Origin of the sequence: Stutzerimonas stutzeri, from assembly GCF_002909485.1 — a bacterium.
Taxonomy (GTDB): Bacteria; Pseudomonadota; Gammaproteobacteria; order Pseudomonadales; family Pseudomonadaceae; genus Stutzerimonas; species Stutzerimonas stutzeri_AH.
In genome coordinates this window covers 106554-128707 of record NZ_PPXG01000010.1, presented here as the reverse complement: position 1 = coordinate 128707, position 22154 = coordinate 106554, and the positions used below count along the sequence as shown (strand labels likewise).

The following is a 22154-nucleotide window of genomic DNA, read 5'->3' as shown; positions in this document are numbered from 1 at the left end:
AGGTGTCAGCACCTCACTGGAGTGCGTTACCCGATGATTGTCGATCTGCATTGCCACAGCACCGCCTCGGACGGTGTGATGGCGCCTGCCAAATTGGTGGAGCGCGCCCATGCGCGCGGCGTCGAGATGCTGGCGCTAACCGACCATGACACGGTGGATGGCCTCGCCGAGGCGCGAGCGACGGCTCAGGCGCTGGGCATGCAGCTGGTCAATGGGATCGAGCTTTCATGCCTGTGGAGCGGGGCTACCATTCATATATTGGGCTATGCCTTCACCGCTGATGCTCCGGCATTACAGCAGGCTATCGCGCTTCTGCACGATGGTCGCTGGCGCCGCGCCGAGCTGATCGGCCAGCGCCTCGAAGCGAAGGGCATGCCGGGCGCGCTCGAGGGCGCAAGGGCGATTCAGCAAGAACTCGGCGACAGTGGTAATGCGCCGGCCCGCCCGCACTTCGCGGACTATCTCGTGCGCGCCGGTTATGTGCGTGACCGCGCCGAAGCATTCCGTAAATGGCTCGGTTCGGGCAAGCTCGGTGACGTGAAGCAGCATTGGCCGAGCCTGGAACAGACGGTGCAGACCTTGCGCGATTCCGGCGCGTGGATGAGCCTCGCGCATCCGTGGCAGTACGATTTCACCCGCAGCAAGCGGCGTCGGCTGGTAATCGATTTCGCCCAGGCAGGCGGTCACGCGTTGGAGGTGGTCAACGGCATGCAGCCGTTGGAGCAGGTCGGCGGGCTGTCGACGCTGGTGCGTGAATTCGGCCTGATGGCGACGGTGGGCAGCGACTTCCACGCGCCTGGGGACTGGTCGGAGCTGGGGTTGTACCGCAGTTTGCCGGAGGACCTGTCGCCGCTTTGGAGACATTTCGATCATGAGCGCCGCATACCTGCTGCCAGCTGAACAGGGAGTTTCCATGAGCCAGTTCTTTCAGATTCACCCGGATAACCCCCAGCCGCGCCTGATCAAACAGGCTGTGGAAATCATCCGCAAGGGTGGGGTGGTGGTCTATCCGACTGATTCCAGCTATGCCGTCGGCTGTTCGATGGGCAACAAGGCCGGGATCGAACGTATCCGCCGTCTGCGCCAGCTCGACGATAAGCACAACTTCACCCTGGCCTGCCGCGACCTGTCGCAGCTGGGGCTGTTCGCCAAGGTCGATACCGCCGCATTCCGCCTGCTCAAGGCCCATCTGCCGGGGCCTTACACGATCATTCTGTCGGCTACTCGCGAAGTGCCGCGCATGCTGCTGCATCCCAAGCGTCGCACCATTGGGCTGCGCGTGCCGGCTCTGCCGATTGCCCAGGCTCTGCTGGAAGAACTGGGCGAGCCATTGATGAGTGTCAGCCTGATCCTACCTGGCGAAGAGTTGCCGATGAGCGACCCCTATGAGATGCGTGATGCCTTGGAGCATCAGGTAGACCTGATCATCGATGGCGGGTACGGTGGCCTCGAGGCATCTACCGTGGTCAGCCTGGTCGACGATCAGCCTGAAGTGGTGCGGGTCGGTTGTGGCGATCCCGCGCCTTTCATGGTCTGAGCCGGCTAGCGAGCTGCCCGAATTACATCAATCAAGGACACCCTTTTGAGCTCCATGGATTCACAGCGACGTGTGGTTTCCGGCATGCGTCCCAGCGGCCGGCTCCATCTTGGTCACTACAACGGCGTTCTGAAGAACTGGGTCAAGCTGCAGCATGAATACGAATGCTTTTTCTGCATCGTCGACTGGCATGCGCTGACCACGGATTACGAGAGCTCCGGTGAGATTTCGCAGAACATCATGGATATGGCGGTGGACTGGCTGGCCTCTGGAGTCAGCCCAAGCTCCGCCACGCTGTTCATCCAGTCGCAGGTACCCGAGCATGCCGAGCTGCACCTGCTGCTGTCGATGATCTGTCCGCTGAGTTGGCTGGAGCGGGTGCCATCCTACAAGGAGCTGCAGCAGAATCTGCAGCATAAGGATCTTGATACCTATGGCTTTCTCGGCTATCCGCTACTGCAGGCGGCGGACATCCTGATCTATCGTGCCGGGCTCGTGCCGGTTGGTGCCGACCAACTGCCGCATATCGAATTCGCCCGCGATGTGGCACGCCGCTTCAATCACATTTATGGGCGTGAGGCGGACTTCGAAGATAAGGCCGAAGCGGCGATCCGCAAGCTCGGCAAGAAAACTTCGCGTCTTTATGTCAGCTTGCGCAAGGCCTATCAGGAGCAGGGCGACGTCGAGGCGCTGAACACCGCGCGTGCCATCATCAAGGAACAGCAGACCATCACCATCGGCGATCAGGAGAGGCTCTACGGCTACCTGGAAGGCTGCGGCAAGCTGTTGCTGCCCGAGCCTCAGGCGCTGCTCGGCGATTCGCCGAAGATATCCGGTCTCGACGGCGGCAAGATGGCCAAGTCCAACAGCAATGCCATCTACCTGCGCGACACGTCGAACGAGATCGAAGAGAAGATCCGCCGCATGCCCACCGACCCGGCCCGCGTACATCGCAGCGACCCTGGTGAGCCGGCGCGCTGCCCGGTGTGGCAAATGCACCTGGTGCATTCCGATGAAGCTGTGCGCCAGTGGGCCGAGCAGGGCTGTCGCGGTGCCGGTATCGGCTGTCTGGAGTGCAAGGCGCCCTTGATCGATTCGATCAGGAACGATCTGATGCCGTTGCAGGAACGCGCACTGGACTACGAGCAGAACCCCGACCTGGTCCGCAGCATCCTTGCCGAAGGCGCCGACCGAGCCCGCGACGAAGCCCGTGAGACGCTGATTGAAGTACGCCAGGCCATGGGCCTGAATTATCGCTGACTGCCGTCCCGCGCAGCCTCAAGGATGTCCATGCAGCAGAGCGAGTCTCACAGCATCGTAACGATCCAGCCCGGTGAGCAGCTGCGGCTGGCGCTGGTCTATGGCGAGGCCGTCACCGAGCTGCCGCTGGATCTGTATATCCCGCCGGACGCGCTGGAGGTCATTCTCGAAGCGTTCGAAGGCCCTCTGGATCTATTGCTCTACCTGATCCGCAAGCAGAACATCGACATTCTCGACATTCCCGTGGCGGAGATAACTCGTCAGTACATGGGCTACGTCGAGCTGATGAAGTCGGTGCGGCTGGAGCTGGCGGCCGAGTATCTGGTGATGGCCGCGATGCTTGCCGAGATCAAGTCGCGCATGCTCCTGCCGCGCTCGGCCGAGGTGGCCGATGAAGAAGACGACCCACGTGCCGAGCTGATCCGTCGGCTGCAGGAGTACGAGCGTTTCAAAGCGGCTGCCGAAGACATCGACGAGCTGCCACGTGTCGGCCGCGACCTGCAGGTGCCGCGCCTCGATGCGCCCGAGGCGCGGGCACGCAAGCTGCTGCCGGATGTCAGCCTCGAGGAGCTGCTGGTGTCGATGGCCGAAGTGCTGCGCCGTGCCGATATGTTCGAGAGCCACCAGGTCACCCGCGAAGCGCTGTCGACCCGCGAGCGTATGAGCGAAGTGCTCGAACGCTTGAAAGGCGGCGCCTTCGTCCCCTTCGTGACGCTGTTCAGGATCGAGGAAGGGCGCCTTGGCGTGGTGGTGACCTTCATGGCCGTGCTCGAGCTGATCAAGGAGTTGCTGGTCGAGCTGGTGCAGAATGAGCCCTTTGCGCCGATCCATGTGCGTAGTCGTACCGAATAGGCATTTGCAGGAGTCAATCGTGGACCTGTCCGATCCCAAGGATCTCGCTTCGCTGCTCGAAGCCTTTCTGCTCGCCTCCGGCAAGCCGCTTTCCCTTGAGCGCCTCAGCGAACTCTTCGAGGAAGGCGAGCGGCCTTCCTCGGCGCTGCTGAAGAAGGCCCTTGAGGTGCTGGAAAAATCCTGCAAGGGCCGCGCGTTCGAGCTCAAGGAAGTGGCCAGCGGTTACCGCCTGCAGGTGCGTCAGCGCTTTTCACCCTGGGTTGGTCGGTTGTGGGAAGAGCGCCCGCAGCGCTATTCCCGCGCGCTGTTGGAGACCCTGGCGCTGATCGCTTACCGCCAGCCGATCACCCGTGGCGAGATCGAGGACATCCGTGGCGTTGCGGTCAACAGTCAGATCGTCAAGACGCTACAGGAGCGCGAGTGGATTCGCGTGGTCGGTCATCGTGACGTGCCTGGTCGGCCGGCGATGTTCGCCACCACCCGCCAGTTTCTCGACCATTTCAACCTGAAAAACCTTGATGAGCTGCCGCCGCTGGCCGTGCTGCGCGAGATGGAACCGGAGCTGCGGCCGATGCTCGACGATGAGGACGCGCCCGTGCCTGTTGCCTTGCAGGCACGCGCCGATGAGGCTGCGGACGAGCCTCTGGCGCCGCTACCCGAGCAAACCAGCTTCCGCAGCTTGCTGGCCGAGCTTGACGGCATGGAGCAGGGGCTCAAGACAGATTTCGATGATCTGTTGGATGCAGAAGAAGCTACAGACGAGCCGGCTGAGGAGAAACCGGCGCCGTAACACCATATTTTTCAGGTTTTTTATCGGCATTGCCCTCGCATTTTCCCTCCTCGCAAGCCTGCGTCCATCAGCCATTGTGCCAACTACTTGCCTGCCGTTGCTTCGAGCGGCGGCGTTGCGTCGTGTCTGAACGCCAACTGACCCTGGATGGTTTATGGTTGTCAGAGCTTTCAACCAAACGTTGAGTCGTTCAACAAACAGTTGAGTTTTGCAGCAGGAGTAAGGCATGCATCCGCGAGTTCTAGAAGTTACCGAGCGCCTGGTCGAGCGTAGCCGCAAGACCCGCGAGCGCTATCTGGCGATGATGGCCGCCGCCGCCAGCGAAGGTCCGCAGCGGGGCAAGCTGCAGTGCGCCAATTTCGCCCATGGCGTCGCCGGCTGCAATTCCGGCGAGGACAAGCAGAGCCTGCGCCTGATGAATGCGGCCAACGTGGCCATCGTCTCGGCTTACAACGACATGCTCTCGGCGCATCAGCCTTACGAGCACTTCCCGGAAGCGATTCGCCAGGCATTGCGCGAAATTGGCTCGGTCGGACAGTTCGCCGGTGGCGTGCCGGCCATGTGCGATGGTGTTACCCAAGGCGAAGCCGGCATGGAGATGAGCCTGGCCAGTCGCGAAGTTATCGCCATGAGCACGGCAGTTGCGCTGTCGCACAACATGTTCGATGCCGCATTGATGCTCGGCATTTGCGACAAGATCGTGCCTGGTCTGATGATCGGCGCCCTGCGTTTCGGCCACCTGCCGACGATTTTCGTGCCCGGCGGGCCGATGCCATCGGGGATCCCCAATAAGGCGAAAGCGGAAGTTCGCCAGCGTTACGCCGAGGGCAAGGCCAGCCGCGAGGAGCTGCTGGAGTCGGAAATGAATTCCTATCACAGCCCAGGCACCTGCACCTTCTATGGCACGGCCAATACCAATCAGGTGGTGATGGAGATCATGGGCCTGCATCTGCCGGGCTCCTCGTTCGTCAACCCTTACACGCCGTTGCGCGATGCCCTGACTCGAGAGGCGGCGCATCAGGTGACGCGCCTGACCCATCAGGCGGGCAATTACACGCCGCTGTGTCAGGTAGTCGACGAGAAATCCATCGTCAACTCGGTGGTTGCGCTCAGCGCCACCGGGGGGTCGACCAATCACACCCTGCATATCCCGGCGTTCGCCCGTGCCGCTGGCATCCAGCTGACCTGGCAGGACATGGCGGAGCTTTCCGAAGTGGTGCCGACGCTGGCCAAGGTCTACCCCAACGGCCAGGCCGATGTGAACCATTTCCATGCCTGTGGCGGGGTACCGTTCATGGTGCGCACGCTGCTCGACGCCGGACTGTTGCATGAGGACGTGCACACTGTCGTCGGCAAGGGGCTGCGACGCTACATCCAGGAGCCGTTCCTCGACGGTGACAAGCTGGTCTGGCGTGACGGCCCGACGCAGAGCCTCGATGAAAACATCCTCCGTCCGGCTGACCGGCCTTTCTCACCGGAAGGCGGGCTGCGTGTACTGGAGGGCAACCTCGGCCGCGGCGTCACCAAGATTTCCGCCGTGGCGCCGGAACACCGTGTGGTCCAGGCGCCGGCGCGGGTGTTCATCGATCAGAGTGAGCTGGCGACCGCGTTCAAGGCCGGCGAGCTGGAGTGTGACTTCGTTGCGGTGGTGCGCTTTCAGGGGCCCAAAGCCAATGGCATGCCCGAGTTGCACAAGCTGACGCCGTTCCTCGGCGTGCTGCAGGACCGCGGGTACAAGGTGGCGCTGGTCACCGATGGGCGTATGTCCGGCGCATCGGGCAAGGTCCCGGCGGCTATCCATGTCTGCCCGGAGGCGCTGGACGGCGGACCGCTGGCGCGGGTGCGAGACGGCGACATCATCCGCGTCGATGGCGAGACCGGCGAGCTGCGCGCACTGGTCGATCCCGTCGAATGGGATGCGCGAGAACCGGCGATTCGTCCCGAAGACATGGGCATCGGCTGTGGTCGCGAGCTGTTTGCATTCATGCGTGCGTCCTTCAGCACGGCGGAGCAGGGCGCCAGTGCCTTTACCGAGAGCCTGGAGGCGCTCAAATGAAAACCGCGCTGGTCGGAGACATCGGTGGTACCAATGCACGCTTCGCGCTCTGGCGTGATCAGCGCATCGAACAGATTCGTGTGATTCCCACAGCCGATCATGCTCGGCCGGAGCTGGCGATCCGGGCGTATCTGAGTGAGGTCGATCAGCCGTTGGAGGCGCTCGAAGCCGTTTGCCTGGCCTGCGCCGGGCCGGTGGGCGGTGATCTTTTCCGTTTCACCAATAATCATTGGCAGCTGAGTCGCGAAGCGTTCTGCCGCGAACTGGGCGTGAAAGAGTTGCTGCTGATCAACGACTTCACCGCCATGGCTCTCGGGATGACGCGGCTGCACGATGGCGAGCGCATCACGGTTTGTGAGGGTGAGCCTGAACCGGGACGGCCACGGCTGGTCATAGGGCCCGGCACCGGGCTTGGGGTTGCCGGGCTGCTGCCATTGGCGGGCGCTGGTTGGCGTGCCCTGCCGGGGGAGGGCGGACATATTTGCCTGCCGATTGGCAGTGAACGCGAGGCCGCGATCTGGGCCCAGTTGCATCGCTCCCTCGGTCACGTGAACGCGGAAGCTGTGCTCAGTGGCCCAGGTTTGCTGACGCTTTACCGCGCCTGCTGCGCGCTGGATCGGCAACAGGTTGCGTTCGACTCGCCTGCGGGCATTACCGCTGCTGCGCTGACAGGAGACGTATACGCGACGGCGGTATTGGAGCAGTTCTGCCGCTGGTTGGGGCGTATCGTCGGCGATAACGTGCTGACCCTCGGCGCTCGCGGCGGCGTATACATCGTTGGCGGTGTGGTACCCCGTTTCGCCGAATTTTTCCTGCGTAGCGGTTTCAGCGAGGCGCTGCGCGATAAGGGGCAGATGAGCCGCTATTTCGATCGCCTGCCGGTCTGGCTGGTGACCGCGCCGTACCCAGGCCTCGAAGGCGCGGGCGTGGCATTGCAACCGTTGTTGGAAGGAGCCTAGGCTGCGGCATGTCGGGTCGACGGGTGACCTCATAACAACAAAAAGGGACGTGACGTGAGCCAAGCAGGTAAGAACATCCTTCTGGTCGATGACGATCAGGAAATCCGCGAACTGTTGCAGACCTATCTCAGCCGCTCGGGCTTTCAAGTGCGCGGCGTGCCGGACGGCGCGCAGTTTCGCGCGGCGCTGTGCGCCGAGCCGGCCGATCTGGTGATTCTCGACGTCATGCTGCCCGACGAGGACGGCTTCAGCTTGTGCCGCTGGATTCGCCAGCATGAACGGCTGGCCTCGATGCCGATCATCATGCTCACCGCCAGTTCCGACGAAACCGACCGAGTGATCGGCCTGGAGCTTGGTGCCGACGACTATCTGGGCAAACCGTTCAGTCCGCGCGAGTTGCTGGCGCGGATAAAGGCGCTGCTACGTCGCGTGAGCTTCGCTCAGGAGCGCGGCAGCGATGTGCTGGCGTTCGATGAGTGGAGACTGGACATGATCAGTCATCGTCTATTTCACGCCGACGGCGAAGAGGTTTTCCTCTCCGGTGCAGACTTCGCCCTGCTAAAGCTGTTTCTCGACCATCCGCAGCAGATCCTCGACCGCGACACCATTGCCAACGCCACTCGCGGGCGTGAGGTGATGCCCCTGGAGCGCATCGTCGACATGGCGGTCAGTCGGCTACGCCAGCGCCTGCGCGATACCGGCAAGTCGCCGCGTCTGATTCGTACCGTGCGCGGCTGCGGCTATCTATTGGCTACCCAGGTAACGCCGCACCATGCATCTGCACACTGAGCGGCGGCGCCTGCGGCTGGTGCCGCGCTCGCTGCTTGGGCGCATGTTGCTGCTGACCTTGTTGGCAGTATTGTTGGCTCAGGGCCTGTCCAGCCTGATCTGGCTATCGCAGCTGCGTGCCAGCCAGATGGAAGGATTGCTCACCAGCGCCCGCAGCCTGGCGCAGTCCATGGCGGCCAGTGTCAGCTACTTTCGCTCGCTGCCCTTGGGGTATCGGCCGCTGGTGCTCGATCAGTTGCGCAGCATGGGTGGTACGCGCTTTTTCGTGTCGCTCAACGACAAGCCGCTGGACATGAAAATCCTCCCCGAAACGCCACGCAAGCGAGTCGTCCTGCATGAAGTCGAGCAGGTGTTACGTCAACGGCTCGGTGGGGAAGTGGACCTGACCATCGAGTTCGTCAGCCCGGACGATCTGCGAATTTTCAACAGCGGCATCAAGCTCGATGAGCTGCCGCGTTCCTGGGCGCACTACGCGCTGGGGCTCGAACCGCTTTCACCGCCGGTACTGGTGACGCAGATCCAGATCGCCCCGCAGGAATGGCTCTATCTGGCCTCGCTGATGCCGGCGCCCTACGTCAGCCTGGAAGACGAGGGCCTGCCGGTCCAGCAGCTCTGGTTCATTGTGCTGACCAGCGCCTTTCTGCTGCTGTTCATTGGCTTGCTGGTGCGTTGGCAAAGCCGGCCGCTCAAGCGCCTGGCCAAGGCTGCTCGCGAACTGTCGTTGGGTGCCGAGGTGAAAACCCTGACGGAAACCGGCGCCAGCGAGATCGTCGAGGTGAGTCGTGCCTTCAACAACATGCGCGAACGTATCAGTCGCTATTTGACCGAGCGCGGCCAGCTGTTCAGCGCCATTTCCCATGACCTGCGCACACCCATCACACGACTGCGTCTGCGGGTCGAACTGCTGGAGGATGAAGCCCAGCAGGTCAAATTCACCCGTGACCTCGACGAACTGGAGCTGCTGGTCAAGGGCGCGTTGCAGTGCGTGAAGGACACCGATATCCACGAGAACATCGAGGCGGTGGATCTCAATCTGCTGCTCGAGCATATCGTCGAGCCTTATCAGGCCTGCGACGGTACTCGCGTGACGCTGGACGGCCGGGCTTTGGCGACTTATCCGGGCAAGCCGCTGGCGCTCAAGCGCTGCATTGGCAATCTGCTGGATAACGCCCTGAAGTACGGCGAGCGTGCCCATCTGCACGTCGAAGATGACAGGGAGACGCTGGTACTGCATGTCGACGACGAAGGGCCAGGTGTGCCGGAGCAGCGGCTGGAGCACGTCTTCGAACCCCATGTGCGGCTTTCCGGGCAGCAGCAGGGCTATGGGCTGGGGCTTGGTATCGCGCGCAACATCGCCCATGCCCATGGCGGCGAGCTGAGCATGCGCAACCTGCAGCAGGGAGGGCTGAGGGTGACGCTAACGCTGCCACGCTGATCCCGCACAGTGCGCATCGTTACGCTTGTCGCACCTTTGTAACCGTCCGGTGACCATCGGCCATCCCTTCGTTACCCAGTGTCCATTTTTCTGCGCATAGACTCGATCATCGCAAGCGACCAACGACTTGCCGGATAAAAACAAGAAGGTGCCTCTACATGAAAGCGATCCATCGTCTCGCTCTTTCCGTTTCCCTTGCCCTGCCTGTTTTCGCCCATGCCGGCGAAGTCGAAGTTCTGCACTGGTGGACCTCCGGCGGTGAAAAGCGCGCGGCCGATACCCTGCAGAAGCTGGTAGAGCAGAAGGGCCACAGCTGGAAGGACTTCGCCGTAGCCGGCGGCGGCGGCGAGGCCGCCATGACCGTACTGAAAACCCGCGCCGTTTCCGGTAATCCGCCTTCCGCAGCGCAGATCAAAGGACCAGACATCCAAGAGTGGGGCGAACTCGGCCTGCTTGCCAACCTCGATGACACCGCCAAGGCCGAGCGCTGGGATGAGTTGCTGCCTGAGCAGGTGCGCAAGATCATGCAGTACGATGGTTCCTACGTGGCCGTGCCAGTCAATGTGCACCGGGTCAACTGGCTGTGGATCAATCCGGAGGTGTTCGAGAAGGCCGGTGCCAAGCCGCCGAAGACCCTCGACGAGTTCTTCGCCGCGGCCGACAAACTCAAGGCCGCCGGCTTCATTCCGGTCGCCCACGGTGGCCAACCCTGGCAGGACGGCACCGTGTTCGAGGGTTTCGTACTGAGCATTCTCGGCCCGGACGACTACCACAAGGCCTTCGTCGAGCTGGACAACGACACCCTGACCGGCGACAAGATGGTCCAGGCCTTTACCGCGCTGAAGAAGCTGCGCGACTACATCGACGCCGACGCCGCTGGCCGGGAGTGGAACCGTGCCACCGGCATGGTCATCGACGGCAAGGCCGGCATGCAGATCATGGGCGACTGGGCCAAGAGCGAGTTCACTGCCGCCAACAAGGTGGCTGGCAAGGACTATCAGTGCCTGCCGTTCCCCGGCACCCAGGGCAGCTTCGCCTTCAATATCGACTCCCTGGCGATGTTCAAGCTCAGCAACGACGACAACCGCAAGGCCCAGGAAGACCTGGCGCGCACCGTACTGGAGCCTGAGTTCCAGACCTTCTTCAACCAGAACAAGGGCTCGATTCCGGTTCGCCAGGACCAGGACATGAGCGAGTTCGATGCCTGCGCCCAGCAGTCGATGACCGACTTCAAGGAAGCCGCCAAGGGCAGCGGTCTGCAGCCCAGTCTGACCCATGGCATGGCTGCTTCTAGCTACGTGCAGGGCGCGGTGTTCGACGTCGTCACCAACTTCTTCAACGACCCCAAGGCCGACCCGCAAAAGGCGGCCAAGCAGCTCGCGGCAGCGATCAAAGCCGTGCAGTAACGCTGAGGGCGGACCGCGTCTGCCCACTTCCCTGACGTACGTCCCGGTACAGGCCCACGCCTGTGCTGCGGGCGACGACATCCCGGATTTCCATGAGGGATCACATCCATGAGCTCCATCGCGCTTCAAGCCAGGCCCGCCAAAGCCTCGCCGTTCGACGCCCTGCAGCGCTGGCTGCCCAAGCTGGTGCTGGCGCCGAGCATGCTGATCGTGCTGGTCGGTTTCTACGCCTACATCGGCTGGACCTTCCTGCTCTCGTTCACCAATTCACGCTTCATGCCCAGCTACAAATGGGTCGGCCTGCAGCAGTACGAGCGCCTGTGGGACAACGATCGCTGGTGGGTCGCCAGCCAGAACCTGCTGGTTTTTGGTGGATTGTTCATCGCCATCAGCCTGCTTATCGGCGTCGTGCTCGCCGTGCTGCTGGACCAGCGTATCCGCCGCGAAGGGCTGATCCGCACCATCTACCTGTATCCCATGGCGTTGTCGATGATCGTCACCGGCACCGCCTGGCAGTGGCTGCTCAATCCTGGCCTGGGCCTGGACAAGCTGCTGCGCGACTGGGGCTGGGAAGGCTTTCGCTTCGACTGGCTGGTCGATCCGGATCGGGTCATCTATTGCCTGGTGATCGCCGCGGTGTGGCAGGCCTCCGGGTTCGTCATGGCGCTGTTCCTCGCCGGTCTGCGCAGCGTCGATCAGTCGATCATCCGCGCTGCTCAGGTGGATGGTGCGAGCCTGCCGACCATCTACCTGCGCATCGTGTTGCCGAGTTTGCGCCCGGTGTTCTTCAGCGCCTTGATGATTCTCGCCCACATCGCGATCAAGAGCTTCGACCTGGTGGCGGCGATGACTGCCGGTGGGCCGGGCTACTCCAGCGATCTGCCGGCGATGTTCATGTACGCCCACACCTTCACACGCGGCCAGATGGGACTGGGTGCAGCCAGCGCCATGCTGATGCTTGGCGCGGTGATGGCGATCATCGTGCCGTACCTGTATTCCGAGCTGAGGAACAAGCGCCATGTCTGACTTCGCTCAACCACGCCTGACCCTCGGGCGCCTGACCATCCATGCCACCCTGCTGCTGGCGTGCGCCGTCTACCTGGTGCCGCTGATCGTGATGTTGCTGACCAGCTTCAAGACCCCGGAAGACATCCGCACGGGCAACCTCCTGAGCTGGCCGCAAGCGTTCAGTGCGATGGGTTGGCTGACCGCCTGGGACAGCATCGGCGGCTATTTCTGGAACTCGGTGAAGATCGTCATTCCAGCCGTGCTGATTTCCACCGCGCTGGGCGCACTTAACGGGTATGTGCTGTCGATGTGGCGCTTCCGTGGTTCGCAGCTGTTCTTTGGTCTGCTGCTGTTCGGCTGCTTCCTGCCGTTCCAGGTAATCCTGCTACCGGCGTCCTTCACCCTCGGCAAGCTCGGGCTGGCCAATACCACCACCGGTCTGGTGCTGGTGCACGTGGTCTACGGGCTGGCCTTCACCACGCTGTTCTTCCGCAACTTCTACGTCAGCGTGCCGGATGCGCTGGTGCGAGCGGCACGGCTGGACGGAGCCGGCTTCTTCACTATCTTCGGACGCATCCTGCTGCCGATGTCAGTGCCGATCATCATGGTCTGCCTGATCTGGCAGTTCACTCAGATCTGGAACGACTTTCTGTTCGGCGTGGTGTTCGCCAGTGGTGACACGCAGCCGGTCACCGTGGCGCTGAACAATCTGGTGAACACCAGCACCGGCGCCAAGCGATACAACGTCGACATGGCCGCGGCGATGATCGCCGGCCTGCCCACGCTGGTGGTCTACGTGGTCGCCGGCAAATATTTCCTGCGCGGGCTGACAGCCGGCGCCGTCAAGGGTTGAGGAGAAATAACGATGGCTTCCCTGGAACTGCGCAACGTTCAAAAGAACTATGGCAACAGCCAGATCGCAACGCTGAAGGACATCGCGCTGAAGATCGACGCCGGTGAATTCCTGATTCTTGTCGGGCCCTCGGGCTGCGGAAAATCCACCCTGATGAACTGCATTGCCGGCCTGGAGAGCATCACCGGCGGCGAGATCCTTGTCGACGGCGAAGACATCAGCCAGGCCAGTCCGAAGGATCGGGATATCGCCATGGTGTTCCAGTCCTACGCGCTCTATCCCACCATGACCGTGCGCGACAACATCGCCTTCGGCCTGAAGATGCGCAAGGTGTCGGCGGCGAAGATCGAGGAGGAGGTGGCGCGAGTCGCCAAGCTGCTGCAGATCGAACCGCTGCTGGAACGCAAGCCGGCGCAGCTGTCGGGCGGCCAGCAGCAGCGCGTGGCCATGGGCCGGGCGCTGGCGCGACGGCCGAAGATCTATCTATTCGATGAGCCGTTGTCGAATCTCGATGCCAAGCTGCGGGTGGAGATGCGCACCGAAATCAAGCTGATGCACCAGCGGCTGAAGACCACCACCGTCTATGTCACCCACGACCAGATCGAGGCGATGACCCTCGGCGACAAGGTGGCGGTGATGAAGGATGGCGTGATCCAGCAGTTCGGCACGCCGCACGAGATCTACAACAACCCGGCCAACCTGTTCGTCGCCAGCTTCATTGGCTCGCCGCCGATGAATTTCGTGCCGGTGCGCATTCGCCAGCGTGACGGGCGCTGGGTGGGCGTGCTCAACAGCGAGCAGGGCAGTTGCGAGCTGCCACTGCCGATCGCGACTGATGAAGGCCTGCGTGATCGCGAACTCATCCTCGGTATTCGGCCGGAACAGATCGGCATTGCTGGAGTCGGATCAGCGGATTCTGCTTTGTCGGTCGACATCGAAGTAGTGGAGCCGACCGGCCCAGACACGCTGGTGGTTTTCACGCTGAATCAGGTCAAGGCCTGCTGCCGACTGGCGCCGGATCAGGCGCCGCGGGTGGGGGAAACGCTCAATCTGCAATTCGATCCGCGCAGGGCGCTGCTGTTCGATGCCCAGACCGGCGAGCGGCTGGGCGTGGTACAGCCTGAGCCTGTGCGTGAGAGCAAGGTAACCCGGCTGGTTTCCAATGGTGCGGGAACGGTGCAGTGAAATACCGCCTGCCTTGCCAGCAGGTGTTCGATGAAACGTGAACGGTTACAGGAATGAATAGAGCCGGCTCGGCTCGATCCAGCGATCAATAACAACAAAAGCGGAGTGGATATGAAAAAAACACTAACAGCCCTGGGCGTTGCGACCGCCGTTGCCGGTATGACCTTGCCTTTGAGCGCTCACGCCCTGGAATTCACTGGCTACATGCGTAGCGGCGTCGGTGAGTCGGTCAACAGCGATTCGCAATCGTGCTTCCAATTGCCCGGTGCGCCGAGCAAGTACCGTCTCGGTAACGAATGTGAGCAGTACGGCGAGCTGGACCTGCGTCACGACCTCTACACCTTTGCCGATGGTTCGGTGCTGAGCGTGGAGGGCATGGCGGCGCTGTACAACCAGTACAACCATACCCCGAAGTTCACCGGTGATCATGGTTGGGCCCGGATGGTGCAAGCCTATGCCGAGTGGAGCAAGGTGCCGGCGCTAAACAACGGCTCGTTTTGGGCTGGCCGCCGCTTCTACAAGCGTAATGACATCCATATCTCCGATTTCTACTACTGGAACCAGAGCGCCACCGGCGCCGGTGTCGAGGACATGGAGATCGGCGGGCTGAAGTACAGCTACGCGTTCTCGCGCAAGGACAGCGTATTCCAGAAGAACTATGTCAATCGCCACGACTTCAACGTCGGCGGTTTCGACAGCAATCCGGGCGGGGAGCTGGAATTCGGCCTCAGTTACATCGATAAACCCAGCCGAGACGATGCCCACAGTGGTTGGGCCGTGACGGTGCAGCACGTGCAGTCCGACTTTCTCGGCGGCAAGAACACCCTGGCATTGCAGTACGGTGAAGGGCCGGGCACTGGCCTCGGCTACACTGGCGACGTGACGCTGGATGACAGTGCCAAGAGCTGGCGCGTGGTGGAGTATTTCGACTGGCAGCTGACGCCGCGCTTTGGCGGCCAGTTCCAGGTGGTCTATCAGAAGGACAAGCGCGCCGACGGCGGCGATCAGGACTGGTGGTCGGTGGGCGCCCGCCCGGTCTATGCATTCAGCGAGCAGTTCAAACTCGTCGCCGAAGTGGGGCATGACCAGATCGATGCCACCGACGGCACGCGCAAGCTGAGCAAGTTCACCGTCGCGCCGACCTGGTCACCCGCGGGCCCAGGCTTCTGGGCGCGTCCGGAGTTCCGTCTCTACTACACCTACGCCAGCTGGAACGATGCCGCGCAGCGTGCCGCCAACCTGATGGCTGAAGGCTCCGCGTTGTCCGACAGCGGCGCGTTCGGCAACGCGCAGCACGGTTCGAACTTCGGCGTACAGGTGGAGCACTGGTGGTAAGAGTCGCGGCTTAGCGCGTTGCCATCCAGATCAGCAGTCCGGCCTGGAACAGCGCCAGCGCAATCAGGCAAACGATGGTGAATCGCAGCGCACCGTCCTCACGGCGGAAGCGGGCGATTCGCTCCTGCAGCTCACGAATCTGGTTTTCCTGCGCCTGCAGGTTGCGGTCGGCCTGTTCCAGCATGGCCGCTGCTTCCTGCAGCTCCACCACCTGAACCTTTTCGCTATTCCAATCCTGCCGAAGTGCACTGACGCGCGAAGCGCCGTAGGTCGGCTTCAACGGTTCGGCCTGAGGATAGTCGACATCAAAGCCCTGGGTACGCAGACAGTGATCGCGGCGCAGGCGCTGGTCGTCGCTTGAAACGTCCTTGGGCAACGCGCCGCCTTCAACCAGATAGTGGCCCCAACGCCGTTGGGCCCATGCCGCACCCTGCGCCAGAAGAAAACGGCCAAGCCCTCGGTTCACCGGCTCCAAACGTAAGCCTGAATCCGGGCCGAAGCGTAGCTCCTTGTTGCGGTGATCGGCCCAGACCTCAAGCACGTTGTTTTTGCGCGAACGCACCTGCCCAGGGATATTGATGAACATCCGCAGCAGGCTCTGCTCAGGCGTGTGTCGCTCCAGCTGCGCCAGCTCGACGAAGCGTAGCGGTCTTGCGCCGCCGTCGCGCTCGGTGGGCAATGGCGCCAGGCGCAGCAAGCGAAAACGGTCAGGCTTGAGCTCTGCCCACGGGTGCTTGGACGGTGCTGCCTGTTCTTTCTCGGTCGTTTGAGTCGTCTCGGTGTCGGTCATCTGCGCGTTCCTGGGCCTGCGCGGCGGCTCGTTCAGGATTCGTATCGGGCCATCGTCACGCGGGCTATCGGCTGCGCGGCGACTAACTGGAGGCTGGCAGCATGCCATTATCCTGCAGGAATCGCTGGATATCCTGCACCAGACCGCGGGCTATCGGCAGATCAGGGTCGTCGTAGGATGCCAGCTGCCTGGCGTCCGCCGGGACGATGCGCAGCACGTGATTCATGCCGTCGACCATGGCCAACCGGGCATCGGGCTTGGCGCGCTGCAGTGCTTCGGCGTCTTCGATGCCAACCTGGATGTCGTGTCGGCCCTGGACAATCAGCGCGGGTATGTCGACGGCTGCGAAGACCTCTGCCGGATCGTAGGCGAACAGCGATATCAGGTAAGGCTGCACGCTGGGTCGGAACAGTACCTGCAGTGGCTCGGGCACCTCGGCTTGGACGCGTCCGGCCTTGAGCTGGTCGATCAGGTAATGACTGGTGGCCAGTAGCGTCGGTGGCAGACGGCCCTGCAACTGCTCGCGCAGCACCTCGTCGATGGGTCGGCCGCTGCCGGCGATACTGATCAGTGCCGCCGCTCCGGACTCCGGCGCTGCAAGGCTGGCGATCAGCGCACCCTCGCTATGGCCGATGAGAATCAGCTCGCTGAAGCGCGAGTCGTTCCTGAGCTTTTCGCTCCAGGCCAAGGCGTCGCCGACATAGGCCTCCACACTCAGATCACGCTCGTTCGGCGCGGCCGGCAGACTGGCGCCCACGCCGCGCTTGTCATAACGAAGGCTGGCCACGCCCAGTCGCGCCAGCCCCTGGGCCAGACGTTTGAGGCTGTCGTTGCGTCCGGCTGGGTTGTTGCCATTGCGATCGGTCGGGCCGGACCCGGCGATCAGCAGCGCTACCGGCACGGGCTGGTCGCTTTTCGGCAGCAACAGGCTGCCCTGCAGCACGCCGCTGCCGGTGTCCATGTTCAGGGTCTGATTGAGCAGGGTCTGAGCCTGCAGGAACGAGGGTGACATGGTCAGTAGCAGCAATATCAGCAGGGCACGCATGGAAGGGCTTCGTGGATAACAGTGCAGGTTGGACGCGGCAATCGCCGCAAAGGTCAGTATGCGCCGGCAACAGGGGCGATGAAACCGCAGCTGCCTCAGGTATACTTCCGACCCCTGTTTTTCGGTCGATCGCGGAGCGTCCTGCATGTCCGGCAATACCTACGGCAAGCTGTTCACCGTCACCACTGCCGGCGAAAGCCATGGTCCTGCGCTGGTGGCCATCGTCGACGGCTGTCCGCCCGGGCTGGAGTTGTCGCTGGACGATCTGCAGCGTGATCTCGACCGCCGCAAGCCTGGTACCAGCCGGCATACCACCCAGCGCCAGGAAGCCGACGAGGTGGAAATCCTCTCCGGCGTGTTCGAAGGCAAGACCACCGGGTGCCCGATCGGCTTGCTGATTCGCAACACTGACCAGAAGTCCAAGGACTACTCGGCGATCAAGGATCAGTTCCGTCCGGCCCATGCCGACTACACCTATCACCACAAATACGGCGTGCGCGACTACCGCGGCGGTGGCCGCAGCTCCGCGCGCGAGACCGCCATGCGCGTGGCTGCCGGCGCCATCGCCAAGAAGTATCTGGCGACCCTGGGCATCCAGGTGCGTGGCTACATGAGCCAGCTCGGGCCGATCGAGATCCCGTTCAAGACCTGGGATAGTGTCGAGCAGAATGCCTTCTTCAGCCCCGACCCGGACAAGGTGCCGGAGTTGGAGGCCTACATGGACCAGCTGCGTCGCGATCAGGATTCGGTGGGCGCGAAGATCACCGTGGTCGCCGATGGCGTGCCACCGGGCCTTGGCGAGCCGATCTTCGACCGTCTGGACGCCGAGCTGGCCCATGCGCTGATGAGCATCAACGCGGTCAAGGGCGTGGAGATCGGTGCCGGTTTCGCCTCGGTAGCCCAGCGTGGCACCGAGCATCGTGACGAGCTGACGCCGCAGGGTTTTCATTCCAACAATGCCGGCGGCATTCTCGGCGGCATCTCCTCGGGCCAGCCGATCATTGCCCATCTGGCGCTCAAGCCGACGTCCAGCATCACCACGCCAGGGCAGTCGATCGACGTGAATGGCGCACCGGTCGATGTCATCACCAAGGGCCGCCATGACCCGTGCGTTGGCATCCGTGCCACGCCGATTGCCGAGGCCATGATGGCCATCGTGCTGCTCGATCACCTGCTGCGCCACCGTGGGCAGAACGCCGATGTGCAGGTTCTCACCCCGGTGCTGCCGCAACTGTGAATCCGGGCCGTAGACGGCAAACCGACGGCGGCAGCATAAGGTGGCCGTTGTCCGCAGTCGGTAGCTTGTAGCCTATGGCCGCTGCTCTGCCGTACTGGCGTCTGTCCGGTTTCTACTTCTTTTACTTTGGGTTGCTCGGCTCGACGGCGCCGTTTCTCGGCCTGTACTTCGATCACCTTGGTTTCTCGCCGGAGCGGATTGGCGAGCTGATCGCCATTCCCATGCTGATGCGCTGCGTGGCGCCGAATCTCTGGGGCTGGCTGGGTGACGCAACCGGCCGCCGGCTGGAAATCGTTCGTCTCAGTGCGTTGTGCACCTTGCTGTCCTTCGGCTTGATCTTCTTCGACAAGAGCTTTGCGTGGCTGGCGTTGGTGATGGCGCTGCATGCGTTCTTCTGGCACGCGGTACTGCCTCAGTTCGAAGTCATCACACTGGCCCATCTGCATGAACAGCCCGAGCGCTACAGCCAGGTCAGGCTGTGGGGCAGTATCGGTTTCATTTTCGCGGTGGTGGGGCTCGGGCTGTTGTTCCAGCAGCTCAGCCTCGATCTTTACCCGACCGCGGTGGCCTTCGTGATGGTCGGCATCGTGCTGAGCAGCGCCTGGGTGCCCAACGCTCATCCGCGTCAGCGTAGCGAGGCGATCGGGCAGGGCGGCTTTGTCGTCCAGTTGCGGCGGCCTGGCGTACTGGCCTTCTACGGTTGCGTGGCGCTGATGCAGCTGGCTCACGGGCCGTACTACACCTTTTTCAGCATTCACCTCGAAGCACTGGGCTACAGCCGCAGCTTTATCGGGCTGATGTGGGCGCTGGGCGTGGTCGCGGAAATCCTGCTGTTTCTGGTCATGGCGCGCCTGCTAGAGCGTTTCTCGCTGCGTCAGGTGCTGTTGGCCAGCTTCCTGATTGCTGCGCTGCGTTGGGTGTTGCTTGGGCAGTTCGCCGAGCATCTGGCCGTGCTGCTGGTCGCCCAGTTGATGCATGCGGCCACATTCGGCAGCTTCCATGCCGCCGCCATTCATTTCGTTCAGCGCAGTTTTGGCCATCGGCAGCAGGGCCAGGGCCAGGCGCTTTACGCCAGCCTGTCCGGCATCGGCGGGGCGCTGGGCGCGCTTTACGCCGGATATGCCTGGTCCGGCCTCGGGCCGGGCTGGTCGTTCGCCATCGCCAGTCTGGCGGCGCTGGCCGCAGCCGCTATCATTGCCTTCCGCTTGCAGGAGGACCGAGCATGACTGCCACGCGCCGCCACCTGAGCCAGACGATCATCGACGTCGGCCGCTTTTTGTATGGTCGTGGCTGGTCGCCGGCGACCAGCAGCAACTATTCCGCGCGCCTGACCAGCGCCGAGATACTGCTGACGGTTTCCGGCAGGCACAAGGGCGAGCTGACTGCCGATGACCTATTGGCGGTGGACACGCATGGCAACAGCCTGGAAGAGGGCAAGAGGCCGTCGGCGGAAACACTGCTGCATACCCAGCTGTATCGCTGGAAGCCGGAGATTGGCGCGGTGCTGCACACCCATTCAGTTAATGCCACGGTGCTGTCCCGCATTGCCTTGGGCGATTCGCTGGTGTTCGCCGATTACGAGCTGCAGAAGGCCTTCAGCGGCATCTCGAGCCATGAATCACAGGTACTGGTGCCGATCTTCGACAACGATCAGGACATCGCCGCCCTGGCCACCAGGGTGCAGCCGTGGCTTGACGAGCATCCCGATTGTGTTGGCTACCTGATTCGTGGTCACGGGCTGTACACCTGGGGTGAGAAGATGAGTGATGCGCTGCGGCAGATCGAGGCATTCGAATTTCTCTTCGAATGCGAATTGAAAATGCGCGCCCTGCAGCCCAGATAAATTCCTGCCTGGCCGGTAGCTACCGACCAGCTGATTTCTTTCGGAGAGCCGAACATGAGTGTCCTCAGCGTCTATCACGAGACCCGTCCAGACCAACCGCTCAAGGTGCTGAGCCACCTCGAAGACATTGCCCCGACCCTGGCTGAGGTCGGTGTGCAGCTGGAGCGCTGGGAGGCCAGCGCACCTATCGCCGCAGGGGCCAGCCAGGAGGAGGTGATCGCCGCCTACCGGCCGCAGATCGACAAGCTGATGGTCGAGCGCGGCTACGTCACAGTCGATGTGATCAGCCTGACCCGCGACCACCCGCAGAAGGACGAACTACGCGCGAAGTTCCTCGATGAGCACCGCCACGCCGAGGACGAGGTACGCTTCTTCGTTGCCGGGCGCGGGCTGTTTACCCTGCATATCGACGACATGGTCTACGCCGTGCTGTGCGAAAAGAACGACCTGATCTCTGTGCCCGCCGGCACGCGCCACTGGTTCGACATGGGCGAAGAGCCGCACTTCATCGCGATCCGCCTGTTCAACAACCCTGAAGGCTGGGTCGCAGAGTTCACTGGCGAGAGCATCGCCGATCAGTTCCCGCGGCTGGACGACTGATATGCCGGTCAAGGCGATTCTCACCGACATCGAAGGCACCACCAGTGCTGTCAGCTTCGTCTTCGATGTGCTGTTTCCCTATGCTCGCGCGCATCTACCAGCGTACATCCGCAGCCATGCCGAGGAGCCCGCCGTCGCCGCGCAGATCGAAGCGGTGCGCAGCGAAAGCGGTGAGGCCGATGCCAATATTGAGCGCGTCATCGAAATCCTGCTTGGCTGGATCGCCAGTGATCGCAAGGCCACGTCGCTCAAGGCCCTGCAAGGCATGGTCTGGGCCCAGGGCTATCGGGCCGGGCAGCTCAAGGGGCATGTCTACCCGGACGCGGTGGCTGCGCTGCGAGAATGGAAGACGCAGGGTTTCGGTCTTTACGTGTATTCCTCCGGCTCAATCCAGGCGCAGAAGCTGATTTTCGGCTGCTCTGAGGCTGGCGACCTGACGTCGTTGTTCTCTGGCTATTTCGATACTACGAGCGGGCACAAGCGCGAGGTGGCGTCCTATCAGCGCATTGCCGAAGCCATCGGCTTGCAGGCAGCCGAGGTGCTGTTCCTCTCCGATGTGGTCGAAGAATTGGATGCCGCCCGGCAGGCTGGCATGCAGGTTTGCGGCGTGGCGCGTGAAGGCGGTTTGCTCGGCAAGCATCCAACCGTTGCCAGTTTTTCGCTGATTGAGCCGCGTCGCTATTGAGTGGTTCCGGAGCCGGTACTGAACCCTGCCGCCGCGCTGGCATCCTAGATTAGGTACTCACTCAAACAGGAGCGTACCCATGGGAGACGCCTTCGGCGGTATTTTCGGCCTTCTCATCCTGATACTGGATATCTGGGCGATCATCAGCATTATTCGCAGTGACAGCACCAGCGGCAAGAAAGTGCTCTGGGTTCTTCTGATCGTACTTCTGCCAGTACTCGGCCTGATCATCTGGGGAATCATGGGACCGCGCGGCAATCGCCCTGACTCGCGCGGGCCGTACCGGTAGCCTCCGATGGAAAGTCTGAGCGGCCCGCTGGCCATTGTGGTGCTGGTGCTGGATATTTTGGCAATCGCCTACGTCTGGCGTAGCGGCATCGAGGTTGGTCGCAAGGTCGTCTGGTCATTTGTAATTCTGCTGTTGCCCGTGGTCGGTCTGATCATGTGGGCGGTAGCGGCGGGGCCGTTCGGCAAGGCGCGGCTGTGAAG

The 22154-nt window shown here is 62.5% G+C and carries 23 protein-coding genes; 21 read left to right on the top strand and 2 right to left on the bottom strand.

Features of this window, described 5'->3' with window-relative positions; translation table 11 throughout:
• Window positions 1–33 precede the first annotated feature (33 nt).
• From CXK91_RS20890 to CXK91_RS20825, 14 genes are all read left to right on the top strand, one after another.
• A complete protein-coding gene (locus tag CXK91_RS20890) occupies window positions 34–900 on the top strand; it encodes a PHP domain-containing protein (RefSeq protein ID WP_103457931.1) in 867 nt (288 codons plus the stop codon).
• Between the two features lie 13 nt (window positions 901–913).
• On the top strand, window positions 914–1537 hold the full coding sequence (locus CXK91_RS20885) for an L-threonylcarbamoyladenylate synthase (RefSeq protein WP_103457995.1): 624 nt from the start codon (window positions 914–916) through the stop codon (window positions 1535–1537).
• A gap of 54 nt (window positions 1538–1591) precedes the next feature.
• Window positions 1592–2797, top strand: coding sequence for a tryptophan--tRNA ligase (locus tag CXK91_RS20880; protein ID WP_181003991.1), 1206 nt, complete (start codon window positions 1592–1594; stop codon window positions 2795–2797).
• A 30-nt stretch (window positions 2798–2827) separates the two neighbouring features.
• Window positions 2828–3649 (top strand): segregation and condensation protein A, encoded by an 822-nt coding sequence (locus CXK91_RS20875; protein ID WP_103457929.1) that lies wholly within the window; start codon window positions 2828–2830, stop codon window positions 3647–3649.
• 19 nt (window positions 3650–3668) lie between these two features.
• Window positions 3669–4439, top strand: coding sequence for an SMC-Scp complex subunit ScpB (gene scpB / locus CXK91_RS20870; RefSeq protein WP_103457928.1), 771 nt, complete (start codon window positions 3669–3671; stop codon window positions 4437–4439).
• A 226-nt stretch (window positions 4440–4665) separates the two neighbouring features.
• A complete protein-coding gene (gene edd, locus CXK91_RS20865) occupies window positions 4666–6495 on the top strand; it encodes a phosphogluconate dehydratase (RefSeq protein WP_103457927.1) in 1830 nt (609 codons plus the stop codon).
• Window positions 6492–7454, top strand: a complete 963-nt coding sequence (locus tag CXK91_RS20860) for a glucokinase (RefSeq protein ID WP_103457926.1) — start codon at window positions 6492–6494, stop codon at window positions 7452–7454. The genes edd and CXK91_RS20860 overlap by 4 nt, the downstream gene beginning before the upstream one ends.
• A 54-nt stretch (window positions 7455–7508) precedes the next feature.
• Window positions 7509–8243 (top strand): response regulator, encoded by a 735-nt coding sequence (locus CXK91_RS20855; protein ID WP_103457925.1) that lies wholly within the window; start codon window positions 7509–7511, stop codon window positions 8241–8243.
• On the top strand, window positions 8227–9678 hold the full coding sequence (locus tag CXK91_RS20850; RefSeq protein WP_103457924.1) for an ATP-binding protein: 1452 nt from the start codon (window positions 8227–8229) through the stop codon (window positions 9676–9678). Before CXK91_RS20855 ends, CXK91_RS20850 begins: the two co-directional genes overlap by 17 nt.
• Window positions 9679–9836: 158 nt before the next feature.
• Window positions 9837–11084: an ABC transporter substrate-binding protein gene (locus CXK91_RS20845; RefSeq protein ID WP_103457923.1), complete on the top strand. Its 1248-nt coding sequence runs from the start codon at window positions 9837–9839 to the stop codon at window positions 11082–11084.
• A 108-nt stretch (window positions 11085–11192) separates the two neighbouring features.
• Window positions 11193–12110 (top strand): carbohydrate ABC transporter permease, encoded by a 918-nt coding sequence (locus CXK91_RS20840; RefSeq protein ID WP_103457922.1) that lies wholly within the window; start codon window positions 11193–11195, stop codon window positions 12108–12110.
• Window positions 12103–12945, top strand: a complete 843-nt coding sequence (locus CXK91_RS20835) for a carbohydrate ABC transporter permease (protein ID WP_102823740.1) — start codon at window positions 12103–12105, stop codon at window positions 12943–12945. Before CXK91_RS20840 ends, CXK91_RS20835 begins: the two co-directional genes overlap by 8 nt.
• Before the next feature lie 12 nt (window positions 12946–12957).
• A complete protein-coding gene (locus CXK91_RS20830; protein ID WP_103457921.1) occupies window positions 12958–14130 on the top strand; it encodes an ABC transporter ATP-binding protein in 1173 nt (390 codons plus the stop codon).
• A gap of 111 nt (window positions 14131–14241) precedes the next feature.
• Entirely contained in the window at window positions 14242–15465 is a 1224-nt protein-coding gene (locus tag CXK91_RS20825; protein ID WP_103457920.1) for a maltoporin, read from the top strand.
• Between the two features lie 10 nt (window positions 15466–15475).
• Here the strand turns inward: CXK91_RS20825 and CXK91_RS20820 are convergent, their stop codons facing one another.
• Together CXK91_RS20820 and CXK91_RS20815 are read right to left on the bottom strand one after the other, a co-directional pair.
• Entirely contained in the window at window positions 15476–16255 is a 780-nt protein-coding gene (locus CXK91_RS20820) for a hypothetical protein (RefSeq protein WP_103457919.1), read from the bottom strand.
• An 82-nt stretch (window positions 16256–16337) separates the two neighbouring features.
• Complete coding sequence (locus CXK91_RS20815) at window positions 16338–17300, bottom strand: alpha/beta hydrolase (RefSeq protein ID WP_103457918.1); 963 nt, start codon at window positions 17298–17300, stop codon at window positions 16338–16340.
• A 145-nt stretch (window positions 17301–17445) separates the two neighbouring features.
• Here CXK91_RS20815 and aroC point away from each other — a divergent pair, with 145 nt between their 5' ends.
• From aroC to CXK91_RS20780, 7 genes are all read left to right on the top strand, one after another.
• Entirely contained in the window at window positions 17446–18537 is a 1092-nt protein-coding gene (gene aroC, locus CXK91_RS20810; protein WP_103457917.1) for a chorismate synthase, read from the top strand.
• 74 nt (window positions 18538–18611) lie between these two features.
• A complete protein-coding gene (locus tag CXK91_RS20805) occupies window positions 18612–19763 on the top strand; it encodes an MFS transporter (RefSeq protein WP_103457916.1) in 1152 nt (383 codons plus the stop codon).
• A complete protein-coding gene (locus CXK91_RS20800) occupies window positions 19760–20380 on the top strand; it encodes a methylthioribulose 1-phosphate dehydratase (RefSeq protein ID WP_103457915.1) in 621 nt (206 codons plus the stop codon). Before CXK91_RS20805 ends, CXK91_RS20800 begins: the two co-directional genes overlap by 4 nt.
• A 54-nt stretch (window positions 20381–20434) precedes the next feature.
• Entirely contained in the window at window positions 20435–20980 is a 546-nt protein-coding gene (locus tag CXK91_RS20795; RefSeq protein ID WP_103457914.1) for a 1,2-dihydroxy-3-keto-5-methylthiopentene dioxygenase, read from the top strand.
• A 1-nt stretch (window position 20981) separates the two neighbouring features.
• Window positions 20982–21665, top strand: a complete 684-nt coding sequence (mtnC, locus tag CXK91_RS20790) for an acireductone synthase (RefSeq protein WP_103457913.1) — start codon at window positions 20982–20984, stop codon at window positions 21663–21665.
• A 79-nt stretch (window positions 21666–21744) separates the two neighbouring features.
• On the top strand, window positions 21745–21954 hold the full coding sequence (locus tag CXK91_RS20785; RefSeq protein WP_103457912.1) for a PLDc N-terminal domain-containing protein: 210 nt from the start codon (window positions 21745–21747) through the stop codon (window positions 21952–21954).
• 6 nt (window positions 21955–21960) lie between these two features.
• On the top strand, window positions 21961–22152 hold the full coding sequence (locus CXK91_RS20780) for a PLDc N-terminal domain-containing protein (RefSeq protein ID WP_103457911.1): 192 nt from the start codon (window positions 21961–21963) through the stop codon (window positions 22150–22152).
• Window positions 22153–22154: the final 2 nt, after the last annotated feature.